This is a genomic window from Amycolatopsis sp. NPDC051758 (assembly GCF_044453095.1).
Classification (GTDB): Bacteria; Actinomycetota; Actinomycetes; order Mycobacteriales; family Pseudonocardiaceae; genus Amycolatopsis.
In genome coordinates, this window is the sequence record NZ_JBITCJ010000001.1 from 89,024 (window position 1) to 112,648 (window position 23,625).

Here is a 23,625-nt window from a genome sequence, read left to right on the forward strand (position 1 = left end):
TACTACGATCGACCCACTTCAAAACTGGTACCAGTTGTTGTTTATCCAGGTACCGCCACTACCTGGTACCAGGTTCGGGGGCGTGCGATCCTGGCACCATGACCACCGCCGTCGAATCCGAGCTCCGTCGCCAGGAGCTGGCGAGGTTCCTGCGCAGCCGGCGTGAGCGGATCACGCCCGAGCAGCTCGGCCTCCCGATCATGGGCCGCCGCCGGACGCCGGGGCTGCGCCGCGAAGAGGTCGCGCAGCTCGCCGGGGTCGGGGTCACCTGGTACACGTGGCTCGAGCAGGGGCGCGACATCAACGCGTCCGAGCAGGTGCTGCAGGCGATCGCCCGCACCCTGCGGCTCGACCCGCACGAGCACACCCACCTCTTCCGGCTGGCCGGCGCGCCGGAGCCGGATCGTGAGAAGGACTGCCAGGTCATCTCGCCGCAGCTGGAGATGATGCTGAAGCAGCTGGAGCCGTACCCGGTCGCGGTCCGCAACGCCCGCTGCGACCTGCTCGGCTACAACCGCGGTTACACCTGGCTGATGGGCGACGTCGACGCGATCCCGTTCGAGGACCGCAACACCCTGGTCCAGTGCCTGCTCAACCCGCAGTGGCGCGAGCGGATGCTGGACTGGGAGACGAACATCCCGCGCGTGATCGCGTCGTTCCGCGCGGCGATGGCCGAGCACGTCGCCGAGCCCGCGTGGAAGCAGCTGGTCAAGCGGCTGAAGGCGGAGTCGCCGCTGTTCGCCGAGCTGTGGCCGCACCACGACGTCAACTCGGAGCCGATCCGCACCAAGCGGTACATGCACCCGGACGTCGGGCTGCTGCAGTTCAACTTCACCTACCTCTACTCGGGCCGCCGCTCGGAGATCACGGTCTCGACCTACACCCCGGCCGACGAGGAAACGGCGGCGAAGCTCCCGCTCATGTTCGACTGACGACGTACGCGGACTGTCGCTCTGTGACGGACGCGGCGCAGCCCCGCGACCGGTAGTTTTCGCGACATGAGATGGCCGCCGCAGTCACGCCTGTCCCCGTGGGTGGGACGGGTGGCGCGCACCGTCGTTGTCACGGGGTTCGTGCTCGGGGCGACCAGCGGCGCGTCGCGGTGGCAGACCGGGACGCCGCCGATGACGCCGCTCGCCGGTGTGTGGCTCGTCGCCACCACGCTGACGTTGCTGGTCGTGCACCGCTTCCCGTTGACGCTCTTCCTGCTCACCGCCGCGTCCGCGTTCGGCTACTACGCCGCCGGGATGCCCGGTGGGCCCATCATCATCGTGCCGACGATCGCGCTCTTCATGCTCACGAAGCTGCGTGGTCCCGTCACCGCCGGGATCGCCGGGGCCGCCGCGCTGGCCGTGGCCTACGTGGCACACGTGATCAGCTCCGGGTCGTTCGTGATCCAGATCGGCTCGTGGTTCCTGGTCGTCTGGCTGGTCGCCGTGATCGGGGTCGGCACCGCCGTCCGGTACCAGTACGCCGCGAACGCCGCCCGCCGCGAGCAGGCCGACGAGCACCGGCACCGGCTCGCCGAGCAGGAACGGCTGCGCATCGCCCGCGAGGTGCACGACGTTGTTGCGCACAGCCTCGCGATGATCAACGTCCAGGCCGGCGTCGCCGCGCACGTCGCGGACCGGCGGCCCGAGCAGGCGAAAGAGGCGCTGCTCAACATCAAGTCGGCCAGTGCGTCCGCGCTCAAGGACCTGCGCGCCACGCTCGCCGTGCTGCGCTCGGGTGAGGACAAGGCGCCCGCGCCGAGCCTTGCCCAGGCCGCCGAACTGCTGGCACACGCGCGGGACGCCGGGCTCGAGGTCGACGTCCACGGGGAAGCCGGCGACCTCCCGGCCCCGGTGGACGCGGCCGCGTACCGGATCCTGCAGGAGTCGCTGACCAACGTCGTCCGGCACGCCGACCAGCCGAAACGCGTCGACGTCCGGTTCGAGCGGAAGCCGGGAAGCTTCACACTGAGAGTGCGTGACGACGGCCGCGGCACCGCACAGCCGACCAAGGGCCACGGCCTGCGAGGCATGTCCGAACGGGCCACCGCGCTCGGTGGGCAGTGCACCGCCGGGCCGGTCGACGGCGGTTTCGAAGTCCGCGTCGACTTACCGATCGAGGGGGAAGCATGATCCGCGTCCTGCTGGCCGACGACCAGGTCCTGGTCCGCGCCGGGTTCCGCGTGCTGCTGGAGACCGAAGACGGCTTCGAGGTCTGCGGTGAGGCGGGTGACGGCGAGCAGGCCGTGGCCGGAGCCATCGAACACAAGCCGGACATCGTCGTGATGGACGTCCGGATGCCCGGTGTCGACGGCCTCGAAGCCACCCGCCGGATCACCGCGAACCCCGACCTCGCCGGGACAAAAGTGCTGGTCCTGACCACTTTCGACGTCGACGAGTACGTCTACGAGGCGCTGCGTGCGGGCGCCAGCGGGTTCCTGCTGAAGGACACCGAACCGGTCGAGCTGCTGCGTGCGCTGCGCGTCGTCGCGAGCGGGGAGGCGCTGCTGGCGCCGACCGTCACGCGCCGGCTGATCCAGGAGTTCGTCGGCCGCCCGGAGAACCGCAGCATCGACACGAGTGCCATTCGCCAGATCACCGACCGCGAGCGCGAAGTGCTCGGCCTGGTGGCGGGCGGCATGTCGAACGACGAAATCGCGGCCCACCTGGTGATCTCGACGGCGACGGCCCGTACCCACGTCAGCCGCATCATGACGAAGATCGGCGCTCGTGACCGCGCCCAGCTGGTGGTGCTGGCCTACGAGTCGGGGCTGGTCACACCCCGTCGCCCCGCCTGACCCGGCGCACCACGCGCACGGCCCGCACCAGGAACACCACGGCGAGGACGGCGACCAGGCAGATCCAGATCATGTCGCCTCCTTCCCCCGCCGATGCTCTGCTCAAGGGGCGTCCGAGCGGGGGAACGCGTTCATCGACACGGGCGAAGTCACACCTTCGGGCTAAGTGCAGGTGACTACCCGGCTAAGCTCAGCGGGTGCGTCGTGCGTTGATCACCGGTATCACCGGTCAAGATGGCCAATACCTTGCCGAGCTCCTCCACGAGAAGCAGTACGAGGTCTTCGGCCTGGTCAAGGGACAGAACAACCCACGGATCGACATGATCCGCGCCGAGTACCCGTACGTGGAGATCGTCGAAGGTGACCTGCAGGACCTGTCGAGCCTGGTCGGGGTCCTGGAGCAGGTGCAGCCCGACGAGGTCTACAACCTCGGCGCGATCTCCTTCGTCGCGCTGAGCTTCAAGCAGGCCGAGCTCACCGCCAACGTCACCGGCCTGGGTGTGCTGCGGCTGCTCGACGCCGTCCGGATGGTCGGTGGCAGCCAGAACAACCCGATCCGCTTCTACCAGGCTTCGAGCTCGGAGATGTTCGGCAAGGTCCGGCAGTCACCGCAGACCGAGGACACGCCGTTCTACCCACGGTCGCCGTACGGCGTGGCGAAGGTTTTCGGGCACGACATCACCGTGAACTACCGCGACAGCTACGACCTCTTCGCCTGCTCCGGCATCCTGTTCAACCACGAGAGCCCGCGCCGCGGCATCGAGTTCGTCACCCGCAAGGTGACCAACGCCGTCGCGCGGATCAAGCTCGGCCTGCAGGAAAAGCTGATGCTGGGCAACCTCGACCCGCAGCGCGACTGGGGCTTCGCCGGCGACTACGTCCGCGCGATGTGGCAGATGCTGCAGCAGGACGAGCCGCAGGACTACGTGGTCGCGACCGGCCGCACGCACAGCGTCCGCAACTTCGTCGATCTCGCGTTCAAGCACGCCGGCTTCGACGACTGGGAGCGGTTCGTCCAGCAGGACCCGCGGTTCTTCCGGCCCGCCGAGGTCGACCTCCTGGTCGGTGACGCCACCAAGGCCCACACCGAGCTCGGCTGGAAGCCCGAGGTCGGGTTCGAAGAGCTCGTCGCCATGATGGTCGACCACGACCTGCAGCTCGAAGCCAAAAAGGCCGGGATCGCGCTCCCGTGATCTCCTACGCGCAGAACGCGGAGGACGTCGTCCTGGCCAGAGTTTTTGCGGGCCAGGCGACCGGTCGTTATGTCGACTTGGGCGCCGGTTATCCGACACGCGACTCGGTCACCAAGCTGTTCTACGACCTCGGCTGGCGCGGGATCAACGTCGAGCCGGAGCCGGCGCTGGCCGACGAGCTCGACCGGGAGCGCCCTGGGGACGTCAACCTGCGGGTCGCCGTCGGCGCCGAGCCGGGCACGACCGTGCTGCACGTCGTCGATGGCCAGTGGGGCCGCGCGACGGTCGACGACTCCCTCGCCGCGCAGTACCGCGAGGACTGGCGCCTCCGGGACCTCGAGGTCCAGGTCGTCACGCTGGCCCAGCTGCTCGACGACCACCCTGGTGACGTCGACTTCCTCAAGGTGGACGTCGAGGGTGCGGAGCGCGCGGTGATCGAGGGCGCCGACTGGAGCCGGCACCGGCCGCGGGTGCTCGTCATCGAGGCGACCGAGCCGGGCTCACCGAAGCCAGCGCACGACGAGTGGGAGCCGATGCTGCTCGAAGCGGGTTACCGCTGCGGGCTGTTCGACGGCCTCAACCGCTTCTACGCCCAGGCCACCGACACCGACGCGCTGGCCGCACTGGCCGCGCCCGCGAACGTCTTCGACGACTTCGAGCGCTACGCGGCGGCCGAAGTGCGCGAAGAGCGTGACCAGCTGCGCCAGGCCCGCCCGTCCGAAGTTGCGTACATCCGGCGGCTCGAGGAGACGGTGGAAGCGGCGCAGAAGGCACGCGGCGAGCTGGGTGCACAGCTGGACGCCGCGCAGCAGGAACTCGCACAGGCCCGCCGGACGGCCGAAGAGCACCGCCGTCGCGCGGCCGCGCTCGAACACCGCGTCGCCGAGCTGGAAGCCCAGCCCGGCGTCCGCCGTTACTGAGCCGCGCGCTCGCGGGCGAGCTGCGCCAGCCGGTCCGTCATGACCTTGCCGACGGCGGCCGGGCTGGACCAGTCCTGGATCGCCCGGATCGCCCGCTCACCCATGGACGCCCGCAGCCGGGGGCTGTCCGCGAGCCGTCGCAGCCACTGCGCGGCCTGGTCGACGTCCGGCTCCGCCCACAGCTGACCGACGGTGTACCAATCGCCGAACTCCGCGCCGAACCGGTGGTCGTGCTTCGAGATCGGGCGGACGTCGTACCCGACGACGGCGGCGGAACCCGGCGGCATGAAGTCGGTGTTGGCGCTGAAACCGGTGGCCACCACCGGCTTGCCCATGGCCATCGCCTCGGCCATGCCCATGCCGAACCCCTCGGACCGGTGCAGCGACGCGTAGATGTCGCAGCTCGCGAGGAGCGTGTCCATGTCGTCGCGGGACATCTCGCGGCGGAGCAGCGTGCCGCCGACCGAAGCCATCGCCGCGGTCAACGCCGCGTCCAGCTCCGGGAAGCGCTCGAGGTTGTTCACCTTGAGCACCAGGTGGGCCTTCGTGCCCCGCTCTTCGGGCGGGAACGCGCGGCGGAACGCCTCGATCAGCGCCCACGGGTTCTTCCGCGCGTCGCTGGACGACGCGCTGAAGGTGTACAGCACGATCAGGCCGTCTTCCGGCAGGCCGAGCCGCCCCCGGTCGGGCTGGATGCCCGGCGCGTGCGGCACCACGCTCGGCACGACGAGGATCGGGATGTCGGTGACCGTGCGGAACGCGTCCGAGACGAACGACGAAAGCACCCACAGCTCGTTGATGCCCGGCAGGTGCGGCAACGCGTGCGGCGGCGGTTCCGGCAGTTCCCACGCCCACAAGGCGATCGTGTAGCGGTCGAGCGCGTGCTCGGGGATCAGCTGCCACTCGTTGACGTTGACGATCCAGAGGTCGACGTCGAACTCCTTGCCGCGGCGCAGCGCGGCGATGTCCGGCGGGATTTCGACCGAGCGGTACGGCGCCTGGCTGTTGAACTCGGTGAAGGTGAGGTTCGTGTCCGTCGCGGCGAGGGCCTGGATGTGCCGCCGCGCCGACTCCGACAGGCCGGTGGTGGCACGGACGTCGGCGAAGGTGTTGACGCCGGGGCGCCGGATTTCGGGCGCCGGCTCGGGAAGTGCCGCTTCGATGGCCTTCGTGTAACCCTGGGCGGCGATCGGCCAGCTCGCGTTCTCACCGACCCACTTGCGGGCCAGGTCCCCGGCCGCGCGCAGCTCTTCCGGCCAGTACATCCCGCGTTCCAGCAGCCGGTAGAGCCCGGCCGCCTCACCCGCCGGATCGGTCGGCACGGTCCACACGAACGCGGGGTCGAAGTGCCGGTGCTGCGGCAGGTCGCTCGCGATCACCGTCCGCCCGGCGCCGAGGGCCTGCATCATCACGGCGCTGGTCTCGCCGGCGGTCGGCCAGCGGAGGCTGATCACCGCGTCGGTGGCGAGGATCAGTTCGTCGAACCGGTTTTCGTCCGGCGACAGTTCGAAGTGGACGGAGCCGGCCGCGCCGCTCTGGTTGATGGTCTGCCGGAGTTCGGCCAGCAGTTCGGCGTCACCGGCGTGCCCGGCGACGACGAGCCGCGCGTTCGGCCAGCGGCGGCGCAGCTCGGCGAACGCCAGCACGGCGGCGGGCACCCGCTTGTAGCGGACCAGGCTGCCGAACACGCCGAACACGACCTGGTCGTCGGTCCAGCCCAGCTCGGCGCGGATCGTGTCGCGCCGGGAGCCGTCGAGCAGCGTCGCGCCGAGCGGCACGGCGTGCACCGGCACCTGCGGGTAGCGCGCCTGGAGGAACTTCGCGGTGTGCGGGTCGTGGACGAGCACGCCACGGCTGCTGGTGACGAGCCGGCGTTCCATGGTCAACGTCGCGTAGTCGAGCGTCTTGACCCCGTCGACCTCGATGGCGGGCATGCTGTTCAGCAGGGCGGGATCGGTGGAGTGGCCCCAGATCGGGCCGTGTGCGTACCGCACCTCCGCCGCGAACGCCTCGCTGGTGTAGCTGCCGAAGTAGCCGGCGTGGAAGTCGACCAGCGCCGGGTCGTGCAACACGACGACGCCAGGGTTCTTGATCGCCTCGCGGTAGATCTCGCCGTGGACCCCCGCGTGGTTGCCCATGTGGTAGACCGGCACGCCGTCGCCGGGATCGTCCGGTCGGCGCAGCTCGACGCCGTCCGGCACGCGCGCCGACGGCGAGTTGTGCACCGCGGTGAGGTCGACCAGTTCGGAAAGTGCTTCGAGCAGCCGGTAGCTGTAGTCCGCGATGCCGCTGGTCTGCGGCGGCAGCGGCGTCCACACCGCGGCGCGCGCTCGCGACCCCGTCATCGGCGGGCGACCAGGCGCAGCCGCTCGCCGAGCCCGTGCGGGGCCTCGACCGAAGTGACCTCGACGTCGGCGAAGCCCGAAGCTTCGGCGAGGAACCGCAGGTAGACGGCGGGCAACGCCTTGCGGGCGAACGGATCCAGCCGCAGGTCGGCCTCCGAAACCGGCGTCTCGACGAGCAGCACCCCGCCGGGCTGCAACGCGGTCGCGGCGAGGTCTACGAAACGGGCGAGGACGTCCGGCGCCAGGCGCTCGGCGAACCGGAAGGCCGTCACCGCGCCCAGCGAGCGCGGCGGCCGGGCGGCGAGCGCGGCCAGCGGCTCCCGCGCCTCGACGTCGAAACCGAGCCCGGCGCAGTGTTTCCGGACCAGCGAGTTGTCCGACGCCGCCGCGATCGGCAACCCGGCCGAGCGCAGGACTTCGAGCCACTCACCGCGGGCCGGGGCGACGTCGAAGACCGGGCCGGTGGCGCCGGCTTCGCGGGCGGCGGTGACCAGCGGCAGGTGGCTGCGGCGGGCTTCGCGGACGTGGTCCGCGGGACCGTCGAGCAGCTCGATCAGTGCGAGCTCGAGGAAGGACTCGCGGTCGGCGGCCTCGACGTCGGCCGGCTCCTGCCCGGCGCGGACGCGGTCGAGCGCGAGATCCAGCTGAGCGTGCCGGAGCCGGACGTCGGTGGCCGCCGACGCCAGCGCGGCGACCTGCGTCTCGATGGCCTTCAGCCGCTGCTCGACGTCGTCGCCGGCCTCGGCGCTTTCCGCGTGGCGCAGCCGCATCTCGCTCAGCTGCGACTCGACCCGGCCGAGCCCGGAGTACAGCCGCTGGTTGAGCCCGGCGGTCAGCGTCTGGTCGTGCCGCCGGAGCTGCTCGATCTCGTGGACCAGTTCGGAGTGCCGCACCAGCCGGCCGTCCCCGTCCTGGGTCTGCTCGTGGAAGGCGCCGAGCGCGTCGCGGATCGCCAGGTTGGCCTCGATCTGCCACTTCACCTGGCGCTTCCACAGGAACCGCAGGGCCAGCCGGCCCAGCAGGTCGCTCTTGCGCAGCGGCAGGTGCAGCTCGCGGTGTTCGTCGAGGCGGGCCAGTGCGGCGGCCACCCGGTCAGCAGGCATTCTGGGTTCCCTGGGTCGATCTCGTCATGGGTTGAGCTTGCGCGAGATGTTCTTCTGCACCGCCGGCGAAAGCAGCGACACCGAGCCGGAGGTGAACCCGCGCTCGGTCAGCTCGATCACCACGACGTCGCTGCGCTGCAGCAGGTCCGCGATGGCTTCGCCGCTGTCGTGGTCGGCGGTGCTCGTGTGGAGCGCGGTCAGGTCGCCGAAGGACGCGGCGAGGTAGGGCAGGGCCCGGATGGTGAACGAGTCGCCGATCCAGGCCGTGCGCAGGCCGTAGGTGCCGTCGCCGCTCGTGGTGTCGGTGTGCACCGGGGTGACGTAGTCGCCGGGCATGGTCCGGGTCCGGTCGGTCTTGCCGTCCGGCATCAGCGCGTAGTGGGTGCCTTCGGTGACGCCGGTCTTGCCGATCAGCGGCGGCAGGTCGGCCGGCAGCTGCCAGTCGCCCTTCGGCTCCAGCCGCCACTTCCTGCTGATCCCCGGCCGCAGCTTCTCGGCGACCGCGCGGACCGCGGTGATGGCGCCTTCGTCGTCCCAGTGCGCGTCCTGGGGCCCGTAGAGCGGTGTGCCCTTGCGGTTCGCCCACTCCTGCATCCCGCCGCGGACGTCGAGCATGAACGGCTCGGCGTCCACCCGGTGCCAGAAGTCGTCGGCGACCTTCTGGCGGCAGTCCTTGCCCAGGTAGTCGTCGGGCAGGTGCTGCGGGACCATGCCGATCTTGTCCGGCGCGACGACGACCACGAACTGCCGGCCGGACGCCTCGACCGCGTCGCGGAAGGAGCGCAGCCGGGCGAACGTGGTGTTCAGGTCGACCGCCTGCACGCAGTGGCTGGTGGCTTCGTCGCCCAGGTAGAGCCAGCCGTCCTTGCCCTCGATGACGTCGGGGAACTGGCGCGGGTCCAGCTTCGTGGGCGCGGTGTCGGCGGGCACCTGGAGCGGTCCCTGCTGGTTTTCCTGGTGCAGCGGCGGCGGTTCGCCGAACACGCCGCGGCTGATGCCGTCGGCGGCGTGCACCGCCTGCTCGCGGAACACCAGGTGGTCGGTGGTCCACTGGCTCAGCTGCGTGAAGAACGACCAGCCCTGCCCGATGCTCGGGAACGGCGTCAGCTTGCGGTTTTCGAACTCCGACGGCCGCGCGCCGAGGATCGCCGACAGGGCCGGGGTGGCGAAGAAGACCGTCGCGCACAGCAGCGCGGCCAGCTGCTTGCGGCCGTGCCGCGGCCGGTACAGCGCGTGCTCACGCGGGAGGAACGCCTCGTAGACGGGCGGCAGGGTGGGCTTCGGCCCCTCGGTGCGGGTCATGCCGTCACCCCGATCCGCCGGGCCGCGGCGCGAACCGGCCGGAGCACCCGGCGGGCGCCGGCGACCAATGGATGCCGCCGCGGCGCCGGTTGCGGCCTTCCGGCGAGCCACGTCTGGTGGGCTTCGGTCAGCCGCTCCCGCATCCACGCCGCCGCGGTGTCCGTCGTGCGGGTCCGCAGGATGTGCGCGCGGGCGGCCTGCCCCCGGCGACGAGCCTCCTCCCGGTCGTCCGCGACGGCGCGCATCGCGGCGGCCGCGGCGTCGAGGTCGGGATCGGCCCACCGGCCGCCGGGCTGGTACGGCGGCCAGTCCGGGCCGACGCCGGTCATCGTGTACGGCACCGGCCAGCCGTGTTCGGGCCCGAAGAACTCCGTGGTGCTCGAGTAGTCGGTGGCGATCACCGGTATCCCCCTGACCATCGCTTCCGCGACGGTGAGCCCGAAGCCCTCACTGCGGTGCAGCGAAACGTAGGCGTCGGTCCCGGCATACAGGGCGCCGAGTTCGGTCACCGTGAGGTAACGCTCCTGCAGCTCGATCCGCGGGTCCTCGCCGATCGCGCGGCGCAGCCGCTCGACCGCGGGGGTGTTCAGGTGCCCGTTGGTGGCCTTGAGCACGAGCCGGACGTCTTCGCGGCCCGGGAACGCGCGGTGGAACGCCTCGACCACACCCCACGGGTTCTTCCGGCCGCCGGTGGAGTTGAAGTCGAAGATGAAGAGGAACTGCGTGACCGCACCGGGTTCACGGGCCGGCTCGCCCGGATCCGGCACGGGCACCGGAATGGTCCGGACCGGCACCGGCGAGTGCGTCGCGATCGCGCGAGTGGCGAAGTCGCTCGGCGTCCAGATCTCGTCGACCAGTGCAAAGCCGTCGTGCATCACCGCCGGGAAGTCCTCGAGCTCCCAGGCCCACAGGCCGATCCGGTAGCGGTCGGCGCCGGTGTCCGGGTGGGTGTCGAGCAGCAGCCGGGTGAAGTCGGAGTTCACGGTCAGCAGGCTGACGCCGAACCGCGGCACACCCACGTCGTCCGGCGCGGCCAGCCCGGTGCGGACCGAACCGGACAGGGAGTGCTCCTCGACGACCGACACCATCGGCACGCCGGCCGCGGCGATGGCCCGCTGGACCACCCGGGCCATCTCGCCCAGTCCGAGCTCGGCGGTCAGGTACCCGGCGACGTTGACCCCGAAGTCCTCGACCGGCGGCACCGGCGCCGGCGGCTCGGCGGGCACGGCCCACTCCGGCACCAGGCCCTCCTCGGCGCCGTGGGTGGCGCACCACTGCCGGAAGCCGGCGCGGTCGGCGCCACGCGGGTACGGGAACACCGCCTGCAGGTCGACGCGGGAGAGCCAGACGGCGGCGGCCAGCCGGGTCAGCCCGGTGGCGGCGTCGAGCGGGGACGCGGGTTCGGTCAGCCACTGCCGGAACGCCTCACCGCCGTCCTCGCCGAACGGGTCCGGCGGCAGCTTCTCGGCGACGCGGCCGAGCGGGTCCGGCGTGTGGCGGAAGCTTTCCGCGCGGCTCCAGGTGTCGTGGTAGAGCTGCCGCATCTGCAGGGTGATCGGCGTGCCGCCGGGCAGTTTTCCGTACCCCGCCTCGGTTTCCGCGTCGTCCCGGCCGATGTGCTCGCCGTAGCTGTCGCAGAGTTCGCGCAGCGCCGGATCGGCCGACAGCCGGACTCGCGGCCGGGGCCCGCAGTCGGTGGTCAGCAGCCACGGCGTCTCGGGGTCGTAACCGCGGAACGCCAGGAACTTCAGCCCGGCCAGGGCACGCTCGTGCAGGTTCCAGTAGCCGACGGCGAGACCGGGGTCGCGGACGACGTGGTGGCCGAACACCCCGGCCAGCAGATCCGGCCAGCGCCACGTCGGCTCGGTCCGCAGCGGCGGGCGCCGGCGGGCCTGGTCGGCCCAGTGGTCGAGGAACGGCCGGGCGGCCGGCCCGGCGGCGAGGAAACCGTCGAAGACGCCGGGCACGTGCTCCGGCTCCAAACCGTCCTGCGGCACCGGTTCGAGCAAGGCCGCCGAGACGACGATGCCGTGGTCCACGGCGAGCGTGGCGACGTCCTCGAACGGCGCGCGGACCTCGACGTCCGGATCGAGCAGGACCACAACGTCGTACTTGTCCAGCAGAGTGCGGACGAGCAGCGGCCGCAGGACGTCGACGAGGTCCGCGCCGGCGTGGCAGGTGGCCAGCCGGTGGAACTCGTCCGCGTCCAGGCCGAGCTCACCGGGCGTCGCGGCGTCGTCGGCGACGAGGGTGGTGAAGCCGTGCCCCGGGTGGTGCGCCCGGTAAGACCCGGCCAGCACCTCCGCGACGGCCCGCCGGTCCCCGGTGACGACGGTGCAGGCGGTGATCCGGGGACCGCTTCGTGTCATGTCAGCTGCTGGCGGGCAGCTCGGCCAGCTGCTTCGCGAGGATTTCGTCGAACACCTTCGAGACGGTGGCCATGTCGGGCCCGTCCACGTGCACGCGGACGATCGTCTGCTTGTTCACGTAGTGCGCGCGGATCAGCGCCACGCCGTCGTCCTTGACCAGCTGCAGCACGTCGACGCCGGGCGGTGTGGTGCCGGTGTACTTGACCAGCTTGAACTTGACCTGCTGCTCGGTGAGCTGCTCGACGGCGTTGGTCGCGCCGGCCGCCCCGGAAGCGCGCACGGTCAGCACGACCGCGGTGGCCCCGGACGGCAGCTTGGACACCGACTGGCGGGCCTTCGTCGGGTTCGCGTCGGTGAGCGCGTCGTACTCGCCCTCGGTCAGCACCTTCGCGGCCTTGAGTTCGTCGAAGCTCGCGTAGTTGTTGGTGGACAGGACCGTCCCGGGGAGCTTGGCGATCTCCAGGTCGTCCTTCGGCTTCTGCGTCGGCGACGGCGGCGCGCTGGAGGACTGCGCGACCGGCGGCGTCTCGTTCGAGTTGCCGGAGAAGAGGAAGTAACCGCCGACGCCGAGCCCGGCCAGCACGACCACCGCGATCACGATCGCGACGATCTTCTTGCCACCCTTGGACGGCGTGGCCTGGAACGAGGGCTCCGGGCCTTGTGCGACCCAGTTGGTGTCGGCCGGGAACTCCGAGCTGCCCCACGGCGTGCCGGTGTCCTGGCTCGGCGCGTTCCAGGGCATCTGCTGCCCCGGCGGCTGGCCCTGCTGGTGGTACTGGGGCGCCTGCTGGGGGAACCCGCCCGAGCCCTGGCCCTGCGGCCGGTACCCGCCGGCGACCGGCTGCGGCGGCATGCCCGGTACGACCTGCGTGCGGTCGGCGTCGCCGCCCTGGGCCGGCGCCCAGCCCTGCGGGGCCCCGCCCTGGCTGACGGCCTGGGTGCGTTCGCCGTCGCCGAAGGACGAGTTCACGATCTGGGTCTGGTCCGCCGCCGTGGCGCCACCGGCCTGCTGGGCCGGCGTCGGCCCGGACGGCGGTGACACCGGGGCGATGATCTGGGTGCTCTCGGCCTGACCGCCCGCCGCCGGTGCGGCCTGGGGATCGGCGTTGACGGCCGCGGACAGGACACTGTCCCGGCGCAGCCGGTAGTCGTCGGCCGAAATCTGACCAGCGGCCAGCTCTTCGTCCAACCGGCGCAGTTCCTCCTGCCAGGACAAACCCGGCCCCCTATCTCGTCAGCGGTTGCCAGCTGAGCCAGCTCACGCATCATTGTGCACTCAGCCCTGCTCACCGGGGCCCGGAGGGTCGTTTCGTGACCCGTCTCCTCAGCCCGCGGGCAGGACGCTTTCGAACTGCTTCAACATCCCGTCCAGCTCGCCGCTCATGCCGGACTGGCCCCGGTAGGGGAGCCCGACACCGATGACGACGGCGTTGTTGCCCGAGCCGTACCAGCTGGTGTTGAGGAACTGCTGGCCGACGCGGCCGGAGATGGTCCGGACGTCGGCGGTGACCTGGCGCATGCCCGACGCCAGCGCCTGCTGGTAGAGCGTCTCGACGACGGTCTGCGCGTTGGTCGGGCCGGCCGTCGGGATGACCAGCGCGAGGTAGTTGACGTCGCCGTCGGAGCTGCCGCGGAACACCATCTCCTTGGCGCCGTTCGAGGTGAAGAGCTCGGCGGTCTGGGCGGGGATCAGGCCGAGGTCCCGCGCCTTTTCGATCGCCATCGTCGAGTTGTTCGGGTTGGCCTCGCCGGGCAGCTTCGGCACCCGGTCCTCGAGCGGCTCGGGCCGGATCCCGGAGGCGGACGACGTCCCGGGCGGGGGCGCGCCCTGCGGCGCCGGGTCGTCCGTCGAGCCGATCCACGCGGTCACGCCGACGACCACCGCGAGCACGACCAGCACCCCGAGGCCGAGGAACAGCCAGGTCGGCCGGCCACCGGTGGACCCGCGGTGCTTGCCGGGCGCCTCCTCGGGCTCTTCCGGCCGGTGGTGCACCGGCCGGCCGACGGGCGGGAACCGGCTGATCGGCTCGGGGCCCGGCATCTGCCCTTCGACGCGCATGTAGCGCGTCGGGTTGATGTCGGCCGGGCTCGGCGCGGTGGTGAGGTGGTCGGGGACCGGCGGGACGCTGGAGTGGGAGAGCGTTTTCTGCGCCCCGGAGTCGGTGCGCTGCCACGGCGGGGCCGGGCGGGGCGGCTGCGACCGTGCGTGCGGCCCGGTGGACGGCGACTCCATCCGCTGCGGCGGCGCGGTCCGCGGGTCGACCGGCGGCTGGGCGGCGGGGTTCGTGCTGTGCCAGGCGGTCGCGGGCCGCCGGAGCGGGGAAGGGACGGGCGAGGGCACCGTCGAGCCCGACGCCTGCGCGAGCAGCTCGTCACGCTGCTTTCGGTGCGCAGCCGGTTCGATCCGGCCGGCCGCCAGGTCCGCGTCGAGTCGGCGCAGATCGTCCTGCCAGCTCATCCATCGACCCCCATCCACCATTCGGGGCATCAGTCTGGCACGTGCGGCCGACCAGCGAGGTTGCGGTTTGAGGTTGATCGGCAACGTAGCGCAAGTGGCGTCCTTTCGGGAGTCCTCGCCGCGCCCGGATCCGATCCGGGCCTCCGGTATGGTCCGGCTGCCCAGGTCACGGCGGTGGGGAGCCGGCTGGGCGTTCAGAGGGGAGCCACGTGACCACCGAAGCACCACCGAAGCCGCACCGCCCGCTCGGCCGCCTCCGGCCGACGAGCCGGGCCCGTGAAGGTCTGTTCGCCCTGATCGTCGGCGGCTTCCTGTCGGCGTTGTTCAACTACCCCGTCCTGCTGCACCCGAAGTCGGTCGTCACGGCCGACCTCGGCGACCCGCTGCTGCAGGCCTGGCAGCTGGCGTGGCAGCACAACTTCGCCACCGGCGGCGGGCCACTGTGGACGGGCAACACGCTCTTCCCGGCGGTCGACAGCTTCGCCTTCTCCGACGCGCTGCTCGGCTACCTGCCGCTGACGCTGTTCGGCGACGGCCAGTACGCCGCGATCTTCCGCTACAACATCGTCTTCCTGATCGCCTTCGCGATGGCGTACGCCGGGGCGTACCTGCTGGTGCGCCAGCTGGGCGGGAACTGGCAGGCCGCGGCGCTGGCCGGCGCCGCCTTCGCCTGGGCGCCCTGGCGGCTGACCCACATCAGCCACCTCAACATCCTTTCCTCCGGCGCGATCGCGCTCGCGCTGTTCGCGCTGGCCCGCGGCCACGGTTACTCCCTGCGGCACGGCCGCCGTCCCGAGCTGGCCCGCCCGTGGTGGGCGTTCGTCGGCTGGCTGGTCGCGGCGTGGCAGGTGACGCTCGGGTTCGCGGTCGGCCTCCCGTTCGTCTACCTGCTGGGCGGCGTCGGGGTGGTCATCCTGGTGACGGCGCTGCGGCGGTGGCGGGACTTCGGCACCCGGCTGGCCGTGCTGAACGGCGCCGGCGTCGTGGTGTTCCTCGTTGTCACCTACCTGATGACCATCCCGTTCCGGCAGGTCGTCACCGACTACGGGTTCAACCGGCCCTGGGAGGAGGTGAAGGTCTTCTCGCCGCCGGCGGACGGGCTGTTCACCACCCTCAGCTCGACCTGGCTCTGGCAGGGCACGCCGTTGGACCCGAACACCGGCGTCCTGGTCGACTCGAACTGGCTCCTGCAGCCCGGCGCGTCCGAGAAGGTCCTGTTCCCCGGGCTGGCGCTGCTGGTCGTGGCGCTGATCGGGCTGTTCTACAGCGCGTGGTCGGTGCGGGTGCGGGCGGCCCTCGCCGCCGCGTCGGTCGTGGTGTTCGTGTTCGCGCTGGGCTCGCAGTTCTTCGGCGGCGACTACACCTACTACATCCTGTGGAAGTACCTGCCGGGCTGGGACGCCCTGCGCACGCCCGGCCGCCTGATGCTGTGGGTGATCCTGCTGTTCATCCTGCTCGCCGCGGGCGCGCTGACCCGCGCCGGCGAGTGGCTGCGCGACCGGGACACGACCTACGACCGCGGCCGCTTCCTCGCGGCGCTGCTCGTGGTTCCGGCGTTGTTCGCGCTGGTGGAGGGCATCCCGGACGTGCCCCACCCGTCACCGCCGGGGATCCCGCCGGACCTGGCCGCGACCTTCCGGGACGACCCGCGACCGGCGGCGATCCTGCCGATGGTCCAGGAGCCCGACCGGCCGTTCAGCGAGTTCGTCTACCAGTTCTGGTCCGTCGAGGGCTTCCCCAAGCTGGCCAACGGGCACAACGGGCTGCTGCCCCCGGAGTACCTCGAGATCAACGAGGCGTTCAAGACCTTCCCGGACGCCCACAGCGTCGACGTCATGCGGAAGTTCGGCATCCCCCGGGTGCTGGTGCTGAAGGTCGGCGCGACCGGGACGCCGTACGAGCAGGCGCTCACCCGCCCACTCGACGGGCTGCCGCTGACCCGGACCGAGTCGACGGACCTCGTCACCTTCACCCTGCGCTAGTCCCCGCCGTCACCCATCAGGCCCCCGAAACTGTCGTACATATGTTCTAAAATGGGCGTTGTCCAGGGGAGATGCCGCCCGCACCCGCGGGTGGCGTGATGGAGGAAGGCAGGGCCATGGCCTACATCACCCTGCCCACGTTCGTGGGCTACAGCGCGAGTTCCGGTCCGTCGCGGTCGTCGTTCGTCCGGCGGCAACGCCGGCTGTACGAGGACCCGGCGCGGGCCGCGTTCAACTACTACCGGCGGGCGGCCAACGCGGTGCGGTCCGGCCGGGCGGCGAACCAGGACGCGACAGCGTTGCGCGCACTGGTCAACGCCGCCGACGAGAAGGTGAAACCGCACTACGCCGCGATCGCCGAGGGCTGGCTGCAGTACCTCGGCCGCCGGTCGCCACGGCTGGTCGAGGTCGGCCGCGGACGCTGCCGGATCGGCGACCTCGAAATCGGCGTCAGCCCGCAGATCGGGCTGCGCAAGAGTGACGGCCGCCGGTACGCGACCTGGCTCTACTTCAAGGAAGAGCCGTTGACGAAGGACTCCGCGCAGCTCGCGTTGTGGGTGCTGGAGCAGGCGATGCCGGACGTCCTGCCGGGCGGGGAGGCGCTGGTGATCGACGTCCGCCGGGCGAAGGAGTACAAGCTCTCCGCGCGTGATCGCGAACGGCTGCGGCCCTGGGCCCGCAGCGAAGCCTCGGCGTTCCTCACCCTCTGGGACGCCGCCTGAGGCGGGGAGGCGCCGGGTCCGCCCGGCGCCTCCCTTAGCATCGCCCCGAGCGTTCAGGGGGGCGACGATGAGACTGGTCGCGGGACGGTACGCGATCTCGGCCGAACTGGGCCGGGGCGGCATGGGCGTCGTCTGGCGCGCCGAGGACCGGGTGCTCGGCCGGCAGGTCGCGCTGAAGGAGCTGGCCACGCCGCCGGGCGCGTCACCCGCGCACCTCGAACGCGTCCTGCGTGAAGCCCGCACAGCCGGGCGGCTCAACGATCCCGGCGTTGTCACGGTCTACGACGTCGTCACCGAGCACGGCGCCACGTTCATCGTGATGGAGCTGGTGGTCGCGCCGACGCTCGCCGACGTCGTCGGCCGTGAAGGCCCGCTCGCGAACGACCGCGTGGCCGCGCTCGGCCTGCAGGTGCTCGGCGCGCTGGAGAGCGCGCACGCGGCCGGCGTGGTGCACCGGGACGTCAAGCCCAGCAACATCATGGTGCTGCCCGGCGACCGCGTGAAGCTCGCCGACTTCGGCATCGCGCGGGCGATGGACGACCCGGCGCTGACGCAGACCGGCGGTGTCATGGGCTCGCCGGGGTACATGGCGCCGGAGCTGTTCGCCGGGGCCGGGCCGTCTCCCGCGTCGGACCTCTGGTCGCTCGGTGCGACGCTGTTCCACGCCGCCGAGGGCCGGGCGCCGTTCCAGCGCACCACCACGGCCGCGACCCTGCACGCGATCATGTACGACCAGCCGGTGTTCGAGCACTGCCGCGGCCCGCTCGCCGACGCCGTGCGCGGGCTGCTCACGCAGTCCACTTCGGACCGGCTGAGCGCGGCCGGCCTGCGGGGCCTGCTTTCCACCGCGCGCAACGCGATCACCGACGCGCCGACGCAGGCCGTCGACCCGGCCGAGCTGCCGACGATCATCTTCGAGCCGGTGACGGCGAAGGTCGCCACGCCGGCACCGACCACAGTGGACTGGGACCGGCCGCCGAAGAAGCGCCGGCTGCCGGTTGTGCTCGGCGGTGTCGCGGTCGCCGTCGTCGCCGCCTTGGGAGCGATCTTCCTGCTCAAGCCGGACACCACGACGCCGGTGGCCGCGGGCGCGCCGGGTCCGGCGCCGACGTCGTCCTCCGCCGCTCCCACTTCGGCGAAGCCCAGCACCAAGAAGTCCTCGGCGCCGCCGTCCACCAGCCAGTCCGCCTTGCCGGGCGCGAGTTCCGCGACGCCGCCGCCGTCGAGCGCGGGGGAGCAGCCGGGCAAGCCCGACCCGGTCAAGGTGCCGCTGACCCGTTTCCACCACCCGGACGGCGGGCACTTCAGCGGCACGAAGAAGGTCGGCCCGCCCGCGGGCTTCACGAAGGAAGGCGTGTTCGGCGCGCTCGTCGCGACGGCCGAGCCGGGCACACGCAAGCTGTTCGCCTGCAAGGTCAAGGACCAGAAGGACTGGTTCACCTCGACCGACCAGAGCGGCAAGTGCGAAGGCCAGCAGTCGCTCGGCCTGCTCGGCCACCTCTACGCGAACCCGCCGGGCTGGGCGGCCGCGCGGGCGATCTACCGCTGCAACGCGGGTGCCAGCCACTTCGACTCGCTCGACGCCGGCTGTGAAGGCAAGACCAAGGAGTTCCTGATGGGCTACCTGGTGCTCTGAAGCAGCACTTCGGCCATCAGCTCCGGCCGCGTGACGAACGGGTGGTGCGCCACCGGCAGCTCGACGACGTCGGTCGCGCGCGCCGCGTGCACCCGCTGCGTCTCCGGCGGTGTCGCCAGGTCTTCGGCGCAGACGACGTAGGTCGACGGGATCTCCCGCCACGCGGCCTTCGTCGTCCGCTGGCCGAACACCGCCTCGTTCTGCGGCGTGAGGCGCTCGGCGGCCGCGGTGTAGGTGACGTCGTCGAAGTCCTGGGCGAACAGCGGCCGCACCACCTCCTCCCGGACGCTCGCGGTGCCGTCGCCGTGGCTCACGTGCCGGGGCGGCGCGTCGCCGCTGCCGAAGTCGGCCAGCGCCTCGCCGGCGTCGGGCAGGAACGACGTCACATACACCAGCCGGTGGACGGCCGCATGGCCGGCGGCTTCGGAGATCACCATTCCGCCGTACGAGTGCCCGACGACCACGGCGGGCTCGTCGGAGGCGTCGAGCAGCGCCCGGACGGCCGCGGCGTCGTTGTGGAGGTCACCGCGCGGCTCGCTCTCGCAACTCGGCAGCACCGCCGCTGAACTGCGAAGACCGTGCCCGGCGAGCACGTCGGCCGTCGGCTGCCACCACCAGGCACCGTCGCGGACGAACGCACCGTGCACGAAGAGGATCCTCATGGTGACAACCTGACAGAACCCACCCGGTCGAGTGACACAGTTCGCGCGGAGCGGACGAGGACTGGACAAACCGGAGGCCGAACACGAAGCTTTCGCGTGTTCTTCCGTGCCTGGCCAAGTCAGAGGTCGAAACAGTGAATGCTGCCTGGGAAGCCGTCTCCCGCGTCGCCGACGAGCCCGCCTGGTACTGGGTGTACGACAAGCTGGCGTTCTGGCCGAGCACCTACGCCCACGCCTGGCCGGGCTTCCGCGAGCCCGCGCCGTCACGGACCTGGGACCTCTCACCCGGCGACCTGGACCGCGCGTCGGCCGAGTTCCGCCTCGGCCCGTACGCGGTCGAGGAGCACCAGATCTCGGCCATCGCGCAGGCCGCGTTCCGCGAGGTCTGCGGCCCGGACGACTGGCTGTGGGCGCTGCACTGGCAGCACCAGTCCTACCGCCTCCGCCCGCAGCTGATGACCGACGGCGCCCGCTGGCCGGTGCCGGTGTTCCCGCGCGCGGACTACCACCTGTTCCTGGCGAAGGACTTCTCCTACGGCACGCTCGGCCACCCGTGGGAGCGCACGCTGTGCGTGTTCGGCGAGAAGCTGGTGCCGGCGTTCGAGCGGCACGGCGAAGGTGTGCTGACCAACGTCCTGCGCCGCGACGGGAAGCCGTCCGCGCTGGCCCGCTGAACCCGGCGTTGATCTCTTGCTACCGTTCTGCGGGTGTTCGAGTATCACGGGTGGGCGACCATCCAGGCGACGACCAGCGGCGACGACGACGCGGCGCTCCTGGAGCGCCTGGTCGACCGCGTCCACCGCGCGATCCGCGACGCGGGTGACTTCGACCTGGTCGACCTCCGCTGGAGCGCCGGAATGCCGATGCTCCACTTCGGCGGCTTCGACAAACACGGCGGCCGCCTCGGCCCCCAGCTGCTGGACCTGTTCACCAGGGTCGGCGAGCTGGCCGCGGGCTCGTACGGCCTCCTGTACGTCTGGGACGACCAGGACACCGAGCACGACAACGACTTCCGCGTCTACCGCATGGCCCGCGGCCAGGTGACCGAACGCGAGGATCCCCACCTGACCCCGGTCGCCCCGACGGTCCTGGACGTCTACGAGCTGTAGCCCCCGGCTCGCTCCTTGGCCGCGGTTGTCCACAGCCCGGCACGAATGTGGACAGCCCGGCGGGATTTCGCGCGATCCCCGAGTTCCGTCGGCCCCCACCGATACGCTGGAAGCGGGGCCGGCCCCCAAGGGGGAGGCGGTTTCTAGGGGTGGTTGCAACACCTGAGTGTTCAGGAGTTGCCTCGTGTCCGGACAGGATCGAGACCGTGCCCCGGAATGCCTCTCGCGGGGTTCTGATCGGCGTGGTCGGGCGTTGACCGCCGGGCGAGCGGCCTACTTTGACCTGGTGGAAGCAGGGACAGGCACCAGGGAAGCGGCCCGGCAGGTCGGGGTCAACCACCGGACCGCACCCCGGCCCTGGTCCGCGACGCGCTCATCGCGAAGATCGCCACGCTGCCCGAGCAGCTGCGGCGGTCCCTGACCTGGGATCAGGGCAGCGAGATGCACCTGCACGGCCAGTTCACTCAGGCCACGAGCATGCCGGTCTGCTTCTGCGACCCGCACGCTCCCTGGCAACGCGGCTCCGATGAAAACACCAACGGCCTGCTCCGCCAGTACTTCCCCACAGGCACCGACCTCGCGGTGCACACCGCGGAGCACCTGGACGCAGTCGCTGCCGAACTCAACGACCGACCCCGCATGACCCTCGACTGGGACACACCCGCCGAACGCATGACAGCATTACTCACCATCACCGACCAGCAGTGTTGCGATGACCGCTAGAACCGCCGGAGGGCGGGGGCGCCTGCGTGCGATGGGTTGATGCACCCAATGCCACATTGGGTGCATCACGCCTCGTGTGGTCCGCGCGAGTGGGTTGCCGCGGCAGCGGCGGGAGCCGCCCACACCACGACCGCTCGCGGCCGCCGCGAGGTTTGCCGCATCGCAACCGGGGCTGAGTAGTTCTGCTCAAGACACCCGCAGAGCCCGGCGAGACCGTGGTCACATGACCAAATCCGGAACCACGTCCCCCACCACGACGGCCTTCTACATCCAGGCGGCCCTCTCGTTCGCCCTGGCGCTGGCCGCGGTCGTCGGCGCGATCGTGTACCTGCCGGTCGACGGCTGGATCCGGGGCTTCCTCGCCCTGGGCATGCTCTACCTGGTCACCTCGACCTTCACGCTCGCCAAGTGCGTGCGGGACAGACAGGAGGAGACCTCCGTGCTCTCCCGCGTCGACCAGGCCCGGCTCGACAAGCTCCTCGCCGAGCACGATCCCTTCAAAACCCCCGCGGTGTAAGAAAAACGGCCACCCTCCGGCAAGAGGGCGGCCGCCAGAACGTCAGTGGCGCGGCACTCGCGGCCGGCCGCCCGGCTCCTGCTTCGGCGGCTTCTGGTTGGCGCCGGGGAACGTCGGCGCCGGCAGGTTGGCCTGCTCGTAACGGGACAGCGTCAGCGGGCCGGACGTGTCCGGCAGGACCGGCGGCTGCGCCTTGTGGTCGTTGAACCGGAACGCCGACGTCATGTCGCCGAAGGTGCGACGGCGCCACTGCGAAATGTTCGGCTCCGCCACGCCCGTCACCTTCTCGAGGAACTGCAGCGTCGAGGTGTGGTCGAAGTTCTCGCTGCACACCCAGCCGCCCGCGGTCCAGGGTGAGATGACGATCGCCGGCACGCGGTAGCCCGCGCCGACCGGGAGGCCGTTGCCCGGGGTGCCGCCCGGCGACGTCTTCGTGACGAACTCGCCCGGTGTCCCGGCCGGCGGGGTCGGCGGGACGACGTGGTCGAACAGGCCGTCGTTTTCGTCGTAGTTGAGGATGAACACCGTCTTGGCCCAGACCTCGGGGTTGGCGGCGATCGCGTCGATCTTCGAGGCGACGAACGCGGCGCCCTCGGCCGGCGTGTACTGCGGGTGCTCGGACGCCGTCGAGGTGCAGATGATCCACGAGACCGTCGGCAGCTTGTCGTTGCGCGCGTCGTACTCGAACTGGCCCTCGGGCCGGTGCGTGAGGCCGTTGACCGCGAGCGGCGAGTCCGCCGGCGCGTTCTTGAAGTTCGCGAAGTTCTCCAGCATGTTGCAGCCGTAGGTGTCGCTCTGCTCGTACACCTTCCAGCTGACGCCCGCCGCCTGCAGCCGCTCGGCGTACGTCGTCCAGGTGTAACCGCCGGCCGGGGCCTTGTTGTCGAGGATCGGGCCGCCGTGCTCGCCGTCGGGGTCGATCGTGCCGGTCATCCACATCATCCGGTTGGGCCAGGTCGGGCCGAACACGGAGCAGTGGTAGCTGTCGCAGATGGTGAACGCCTCGGCCAGCGCGAACTGGAACGGCAGGTCGGCGCGCTTGTGGTAACCCATGACGTACGGGCCGTTCTTGCCGTCGGCCTTGCGGTGCGCCGGCAGCCAGTTGTCCATCTTGCCGCCGTTCCAGGCGTCGTGCTGGACCTGCCAGGCGTGCGACGTCGACGGGATCTTCTGCGCGTTGGTCGCGTGCGTGTCGAGGTGGAACGGCAGCGCGTAGCCGGCCGGGTTCTCGGCGTCGGGCTGGTAGAAGACGGACCGGCCGTTGGGCAGCTTCGCGGCGTGCGGGTCACCGAACCCGCGAACGCCGGACAGGGTCCCGTAGTAGTGGTCGAAGGACCGGTTCTCCTGCATGAGCAGCACAACGTGCTCGATGTCCTTCAGCGAACCGCGCTGGGGCGCCCCCTGGGCGAGGGCACGCTGGACGTTCGGCGGCATGAGGGTGGCGGCAGCGGCGGTGGCGGCCGCCCCGGCGGCCCCACCGAGAAGACGGCGGCGAGTCAGTTCGGTCATGTCCAGCACGATCACGCGCGAGCATCACCCGAAAAGGTGGCATCGCGGGAACGCGGCCGGAACACGAGATGAAAACAGTTGCCGAACCCCGACAAACCCCGTCAGAAGGTAACGGCGCCCCCTGTGACGGCGATCACTAGGTCCGGCGCAGGGGGTCCAAACGACAAAGACCGCTGCCCGGGTGTCCCGAGCAGCGGTTCTTTGATCTTGAGCGGATGACGGGATTCGAACCCGCGACCCTCACCTTGGCAAGGTGATGCGCTACCAGCTGCGCTACATCCGCACTG

General features: G+C 71.1%; 19 protein-coding genes, 1 tRNA gene and 1 pseudogene. 12 read left to right on the forward strand and 9 right to left on the reverse strand.

What is annotated here, in order from left to right; translation table 11 throughout:
- The first annotated feature begins 98 nt into the window (after positions 1 to 98).
- The 5 genes from ACIA5G_RS00485 to ACIA5G_RS00505 all read left to right on the forward strand — a co-directional run bounded on the left by ACIA5G_RS00485 (position 99) and on the right by ACIA5G_RS00505 (position 4,901).
- Positions 99 to 932, forward strand: coding sequence for a helix-turn-helix transcriptional regulator (locus ACIA5G_RS00485; protein ID WP_395920089.1), 834 nt, complete (start codon positions 99 to 101; stop codon positions 930 to 932).
- Positions 933 to 1,043: 111 nt separating this feature from the next.
- Complete coding sequence (locus ACIA5G_RS00490; RefSeq protein WP_395920090.1) at positions 1,044 to 2,123, forward strand: sensor histidine kinase; 1,080 nt, start codon at positions 1,044 to 1,046, stop codon at positions 2,121 to 2,123.
- A complete protein-coding gene (locus ACIA5G_RS00495; protein ID WP_395920091.1) occupies positions 2,120 to 2,788 on the forward strand; it encodes a response regulator in 669 nt (222 codons plus the stop codon). Before ACIA5G_RS00490 ends, ACIA5G_RS00495 begins: the two co-directional genes overlap by 4 nt.
- A 197-nt stretch (positions 2,789 to 2,985) precedes the next feature.
- A complete protein-coding gene (gmd, locus tag ACIA5G_RS00500) occupies positions 2,986 to 3,981 on the forward strand; it encodes a GDP-mannose 4,6-dehydratase (RefSeq protein WP_395920092.1) in 996 nt (331 codons plus the stop codon).
- Positions 3,978 to 4,901: an FkbM family methyltransferase gene (locus ACIA5G_RS00505; RefSeq protein WP_395920093.1), complete on the forward strand. Its 924-nt coding sequence runs from the start codon at positions 3,978 to 3,980 to the stop codon at positions 4,899 to 4,901. Before gmd ends, ACIA5G_RS00505 begins: the two co-directional genes overlap by 4 nt.
- On the opposite strand, the gene ACIA5G_RS00510 is transcribed toward ACIA5G_RS00505, so the two are convergent.
- From ACIA5G_RS00510 to ACIA5G_RS00535, 6 genes are all read right to left on the reverse strand, one after another.
- The gene (locus ACIA5G_RS00510) at positions 4,895 to 7,246 is read right to left on the reverse strand and encodes a glycosyltransferase family 4 protein (protein WP_395920094.1); all 2,352 of its coding nucleotides are present in this window, start codon (positions 7,244 to 7,246) and stop codon (positions 4,895 to 4,897) included. The genes ACIA5G_RS00505 and ACIA5G_RS00510 overlap by 7 nt on opposite strands.
- Positions 7,243 to 8,349 carry a hypothetical protein gene (locus tag ACIA5G_RS00515; RefSeq protein WP_395920095.1) on the reverse strand — a complete coding sequence of 369 codons (1,107 nt, stop codon included), beginning with the start codon at positions 8,347 to 8,349 and terminating at the stop codon, positions 7,243 to 7,245. Before ACIA5G_RS00515 ends, ACIA5G_RS00510 begins: the two co-directional genes overlap by 4 nt.
- Before the next feature lie 24 nt (positions 8,350 to 8,373).
- Positions 8,374 to 9,651 carry a hypothetical protein gene (locus ACIA5G_RS00520; protein WP_395920096.1) on the reverse strand — a complete coding sequence of 426 codons (1,278 nt, stop codon included), beginning with the start codon at positions 9,649 to 9,651 and terminating at the stop codon, positions 8,374 to 8,376.
- A complete protein-coding gene (locus ACIA5G_RS00525; RefSeq protein WP_395920097.1) occupies positions 9,648 to 12,020 on the reverse strand; it encodes a glycosyltransferase in 2,373 nt (790 codons plus the stop codon). The genes ACIA5G_RS00520 and ACIA5G_RS00525 overlap by 4 nt, the downstream gene beginning before the upstream one ends.
- Position 12,021: 1 nt before the next feature.
- Positions 12,022 to 13,236, reverse strand: coding sequence for a hypothetical protein (locus ACIA5G_RS00530; protein ID WP_395920098.1), 1,215 nt, complete (start codon positions 13,234 to 13,236; stop codon positions 12,022 to 12,024).
- 108 nt (positions 13,237 to 13,344) lie between these two features.
- Positions 13,345 to 14,478: a hypothetical protein gene (locus tag ACIA5G_RS00535; protein WP_395920099.1), complete on the reverse strand. Its 1,134-nt coding sequence runs from the start codon at positions 14,476 to 14,478 to the stop codon at positions 13,345 to 13,347.
- 209 nt (positions 14,479 to 14,687) lie between these two features.
- Here ACIA5G_RS00535 and ACIA5G_RS00540 point away from each other — a divergent pair, with 209 nt between their 5' ends.
- From ACIA5G_RS00540 to ACIA5G_RS00550, 3 genes are all read left to right on the forward strand, one after another.
- A complete protein-coding gene (locus ACIA5G_RS00540; RefSeq protein ID WP_395920100.1) occupies positions 14,688 to 16,460 on the forward strand; it encodes a hypothetical protein in 1,773 nt (590 codons plus the stop codon).
- Positions 16,461 to 16,576: 116 nt separating this feature from the next.
- Positions 16,577 to 17,182 carry a hypothetical protein gene (locus tag ACIA5G_RS00545; RefSeq protein WP_395921832.1) on the forward strand — a complete coding sequence of 202 codons (606 nt, stop codon included), beginning with the start codon at positions 16,577 to 16,579 and terminating at the stop codon, positions 17,180 to 17,182.
- Between the two features lie 67 nt (positions 17,183 to 17,249).
- Positions 17,250 to 18,818: a protein kinase gene (locus tag ACIA5G_RS00550; RefSeq protein ID WP_395920101.1), complete on the forward strand. Its 1,569-nt coding sequence runs from the start codon at positions 17,250 to 17,252 to the stop codon at positions 18,816 to 18,818.
- Here the strand turns inward: ACIA5G_RS00550 and ACIA5G_RS00555 are convergent.
- Entirely contained in the window at positions 18,803 to 19,480 is a 678-nt protein-coding gene (locus ACIA5G_RS00555) for an alpha/beta fold hydrolase (protein WP_395920102.1), read from the reverse strand. The genes ACIA5G_RS00550 and ACIA5G_RS00555 overlap by 16 nt on opposite strands.
- 134 nt (positions 19,481 to 19,614) lie before the next feature.
- Between ACIA5G_RS00555 and ACIA5G_RS00560 the strand changes: the two genes are divergently transcribed.
- The 4 genes and pseudogenes from ACIA5G_RS00560 (at position 19,615) to ACIA5G_RS00575 (ending at position 21,829) form a co-directional block, all read left to right on the forward strand.
- Entirely contained in the window at positions 19,615 to 20,154 is a 540-nt protein-coding gene (locus tag ACIA5G_RS00560) for a DUF2716 domain-containing protein (protein WP_395920103.1), read from the forward strand.
- 33 nt (positions 20,155 to 20,187) lie between these two features.
- Positions 20,188 to 20,589 (forward strand): immunity 7 family protein, encoded by a 402-nt coding sequence (locus ACIA5G_RS00565; RefSeq protein WP_395920104.1) that lies wholly within the window; start codon positions 20,188 to 20,190, stop codon positions 20,587 to 20,589.
- Positions 20,590 to 20,925: 336 nt separating this feature from the next.
- A pseudogene (locus ACIA5G_RS00570) lies at positions 20,926 to 21,312 on the forward strand (IS30 family transposase); the annotation flags it as partial.
- A gap of 223 nt (positions 21,313 to 21,535) precedes the next feature.
- Complete coding sequence (locus tag ACIA5G_RS00575) at positions 21,536 to 21,829, forward strand: YiaA/YiaB family inner membrane protein (RefSeq protein ID WP_395920106.1); 294 nt, start codon at positions 21,536 to 21,538, stop codon at positions 21,827 to 21,829.
- Positions 21,830 to 21,871: 42 nt separating this feature from the next.
- Here ACIA5G_RS00575 and ACIA5G_RS00580 read toward each other — a convergent pair whose 3' ends face one another.
- Both ACIA5G_RS00580 and ACIA5G_RS00585 read right to left on the reverse strand, forming a co-directional pair.
- A complete protein-coding gene (locus ACIA5G_RS00580) occupies positions 21,872 to 23,338 on the reverse strand; it encodes a phosphocholine-specific phospholipase C (protein ID WP_395920107.1) in 1,467 nt (488 codons plus the stop codon).
- A 210-nt stretch (positions 23,339 to 23,548) separates the two neighbouring features.
- Positions 23,549 to 23,621 (reverse strand) — tRNA-Gly (locus ACIA5G_RS00585).
- Between the last annotated feature and the right edge of the window lie 4 nt (positions 23,622 to 23,625).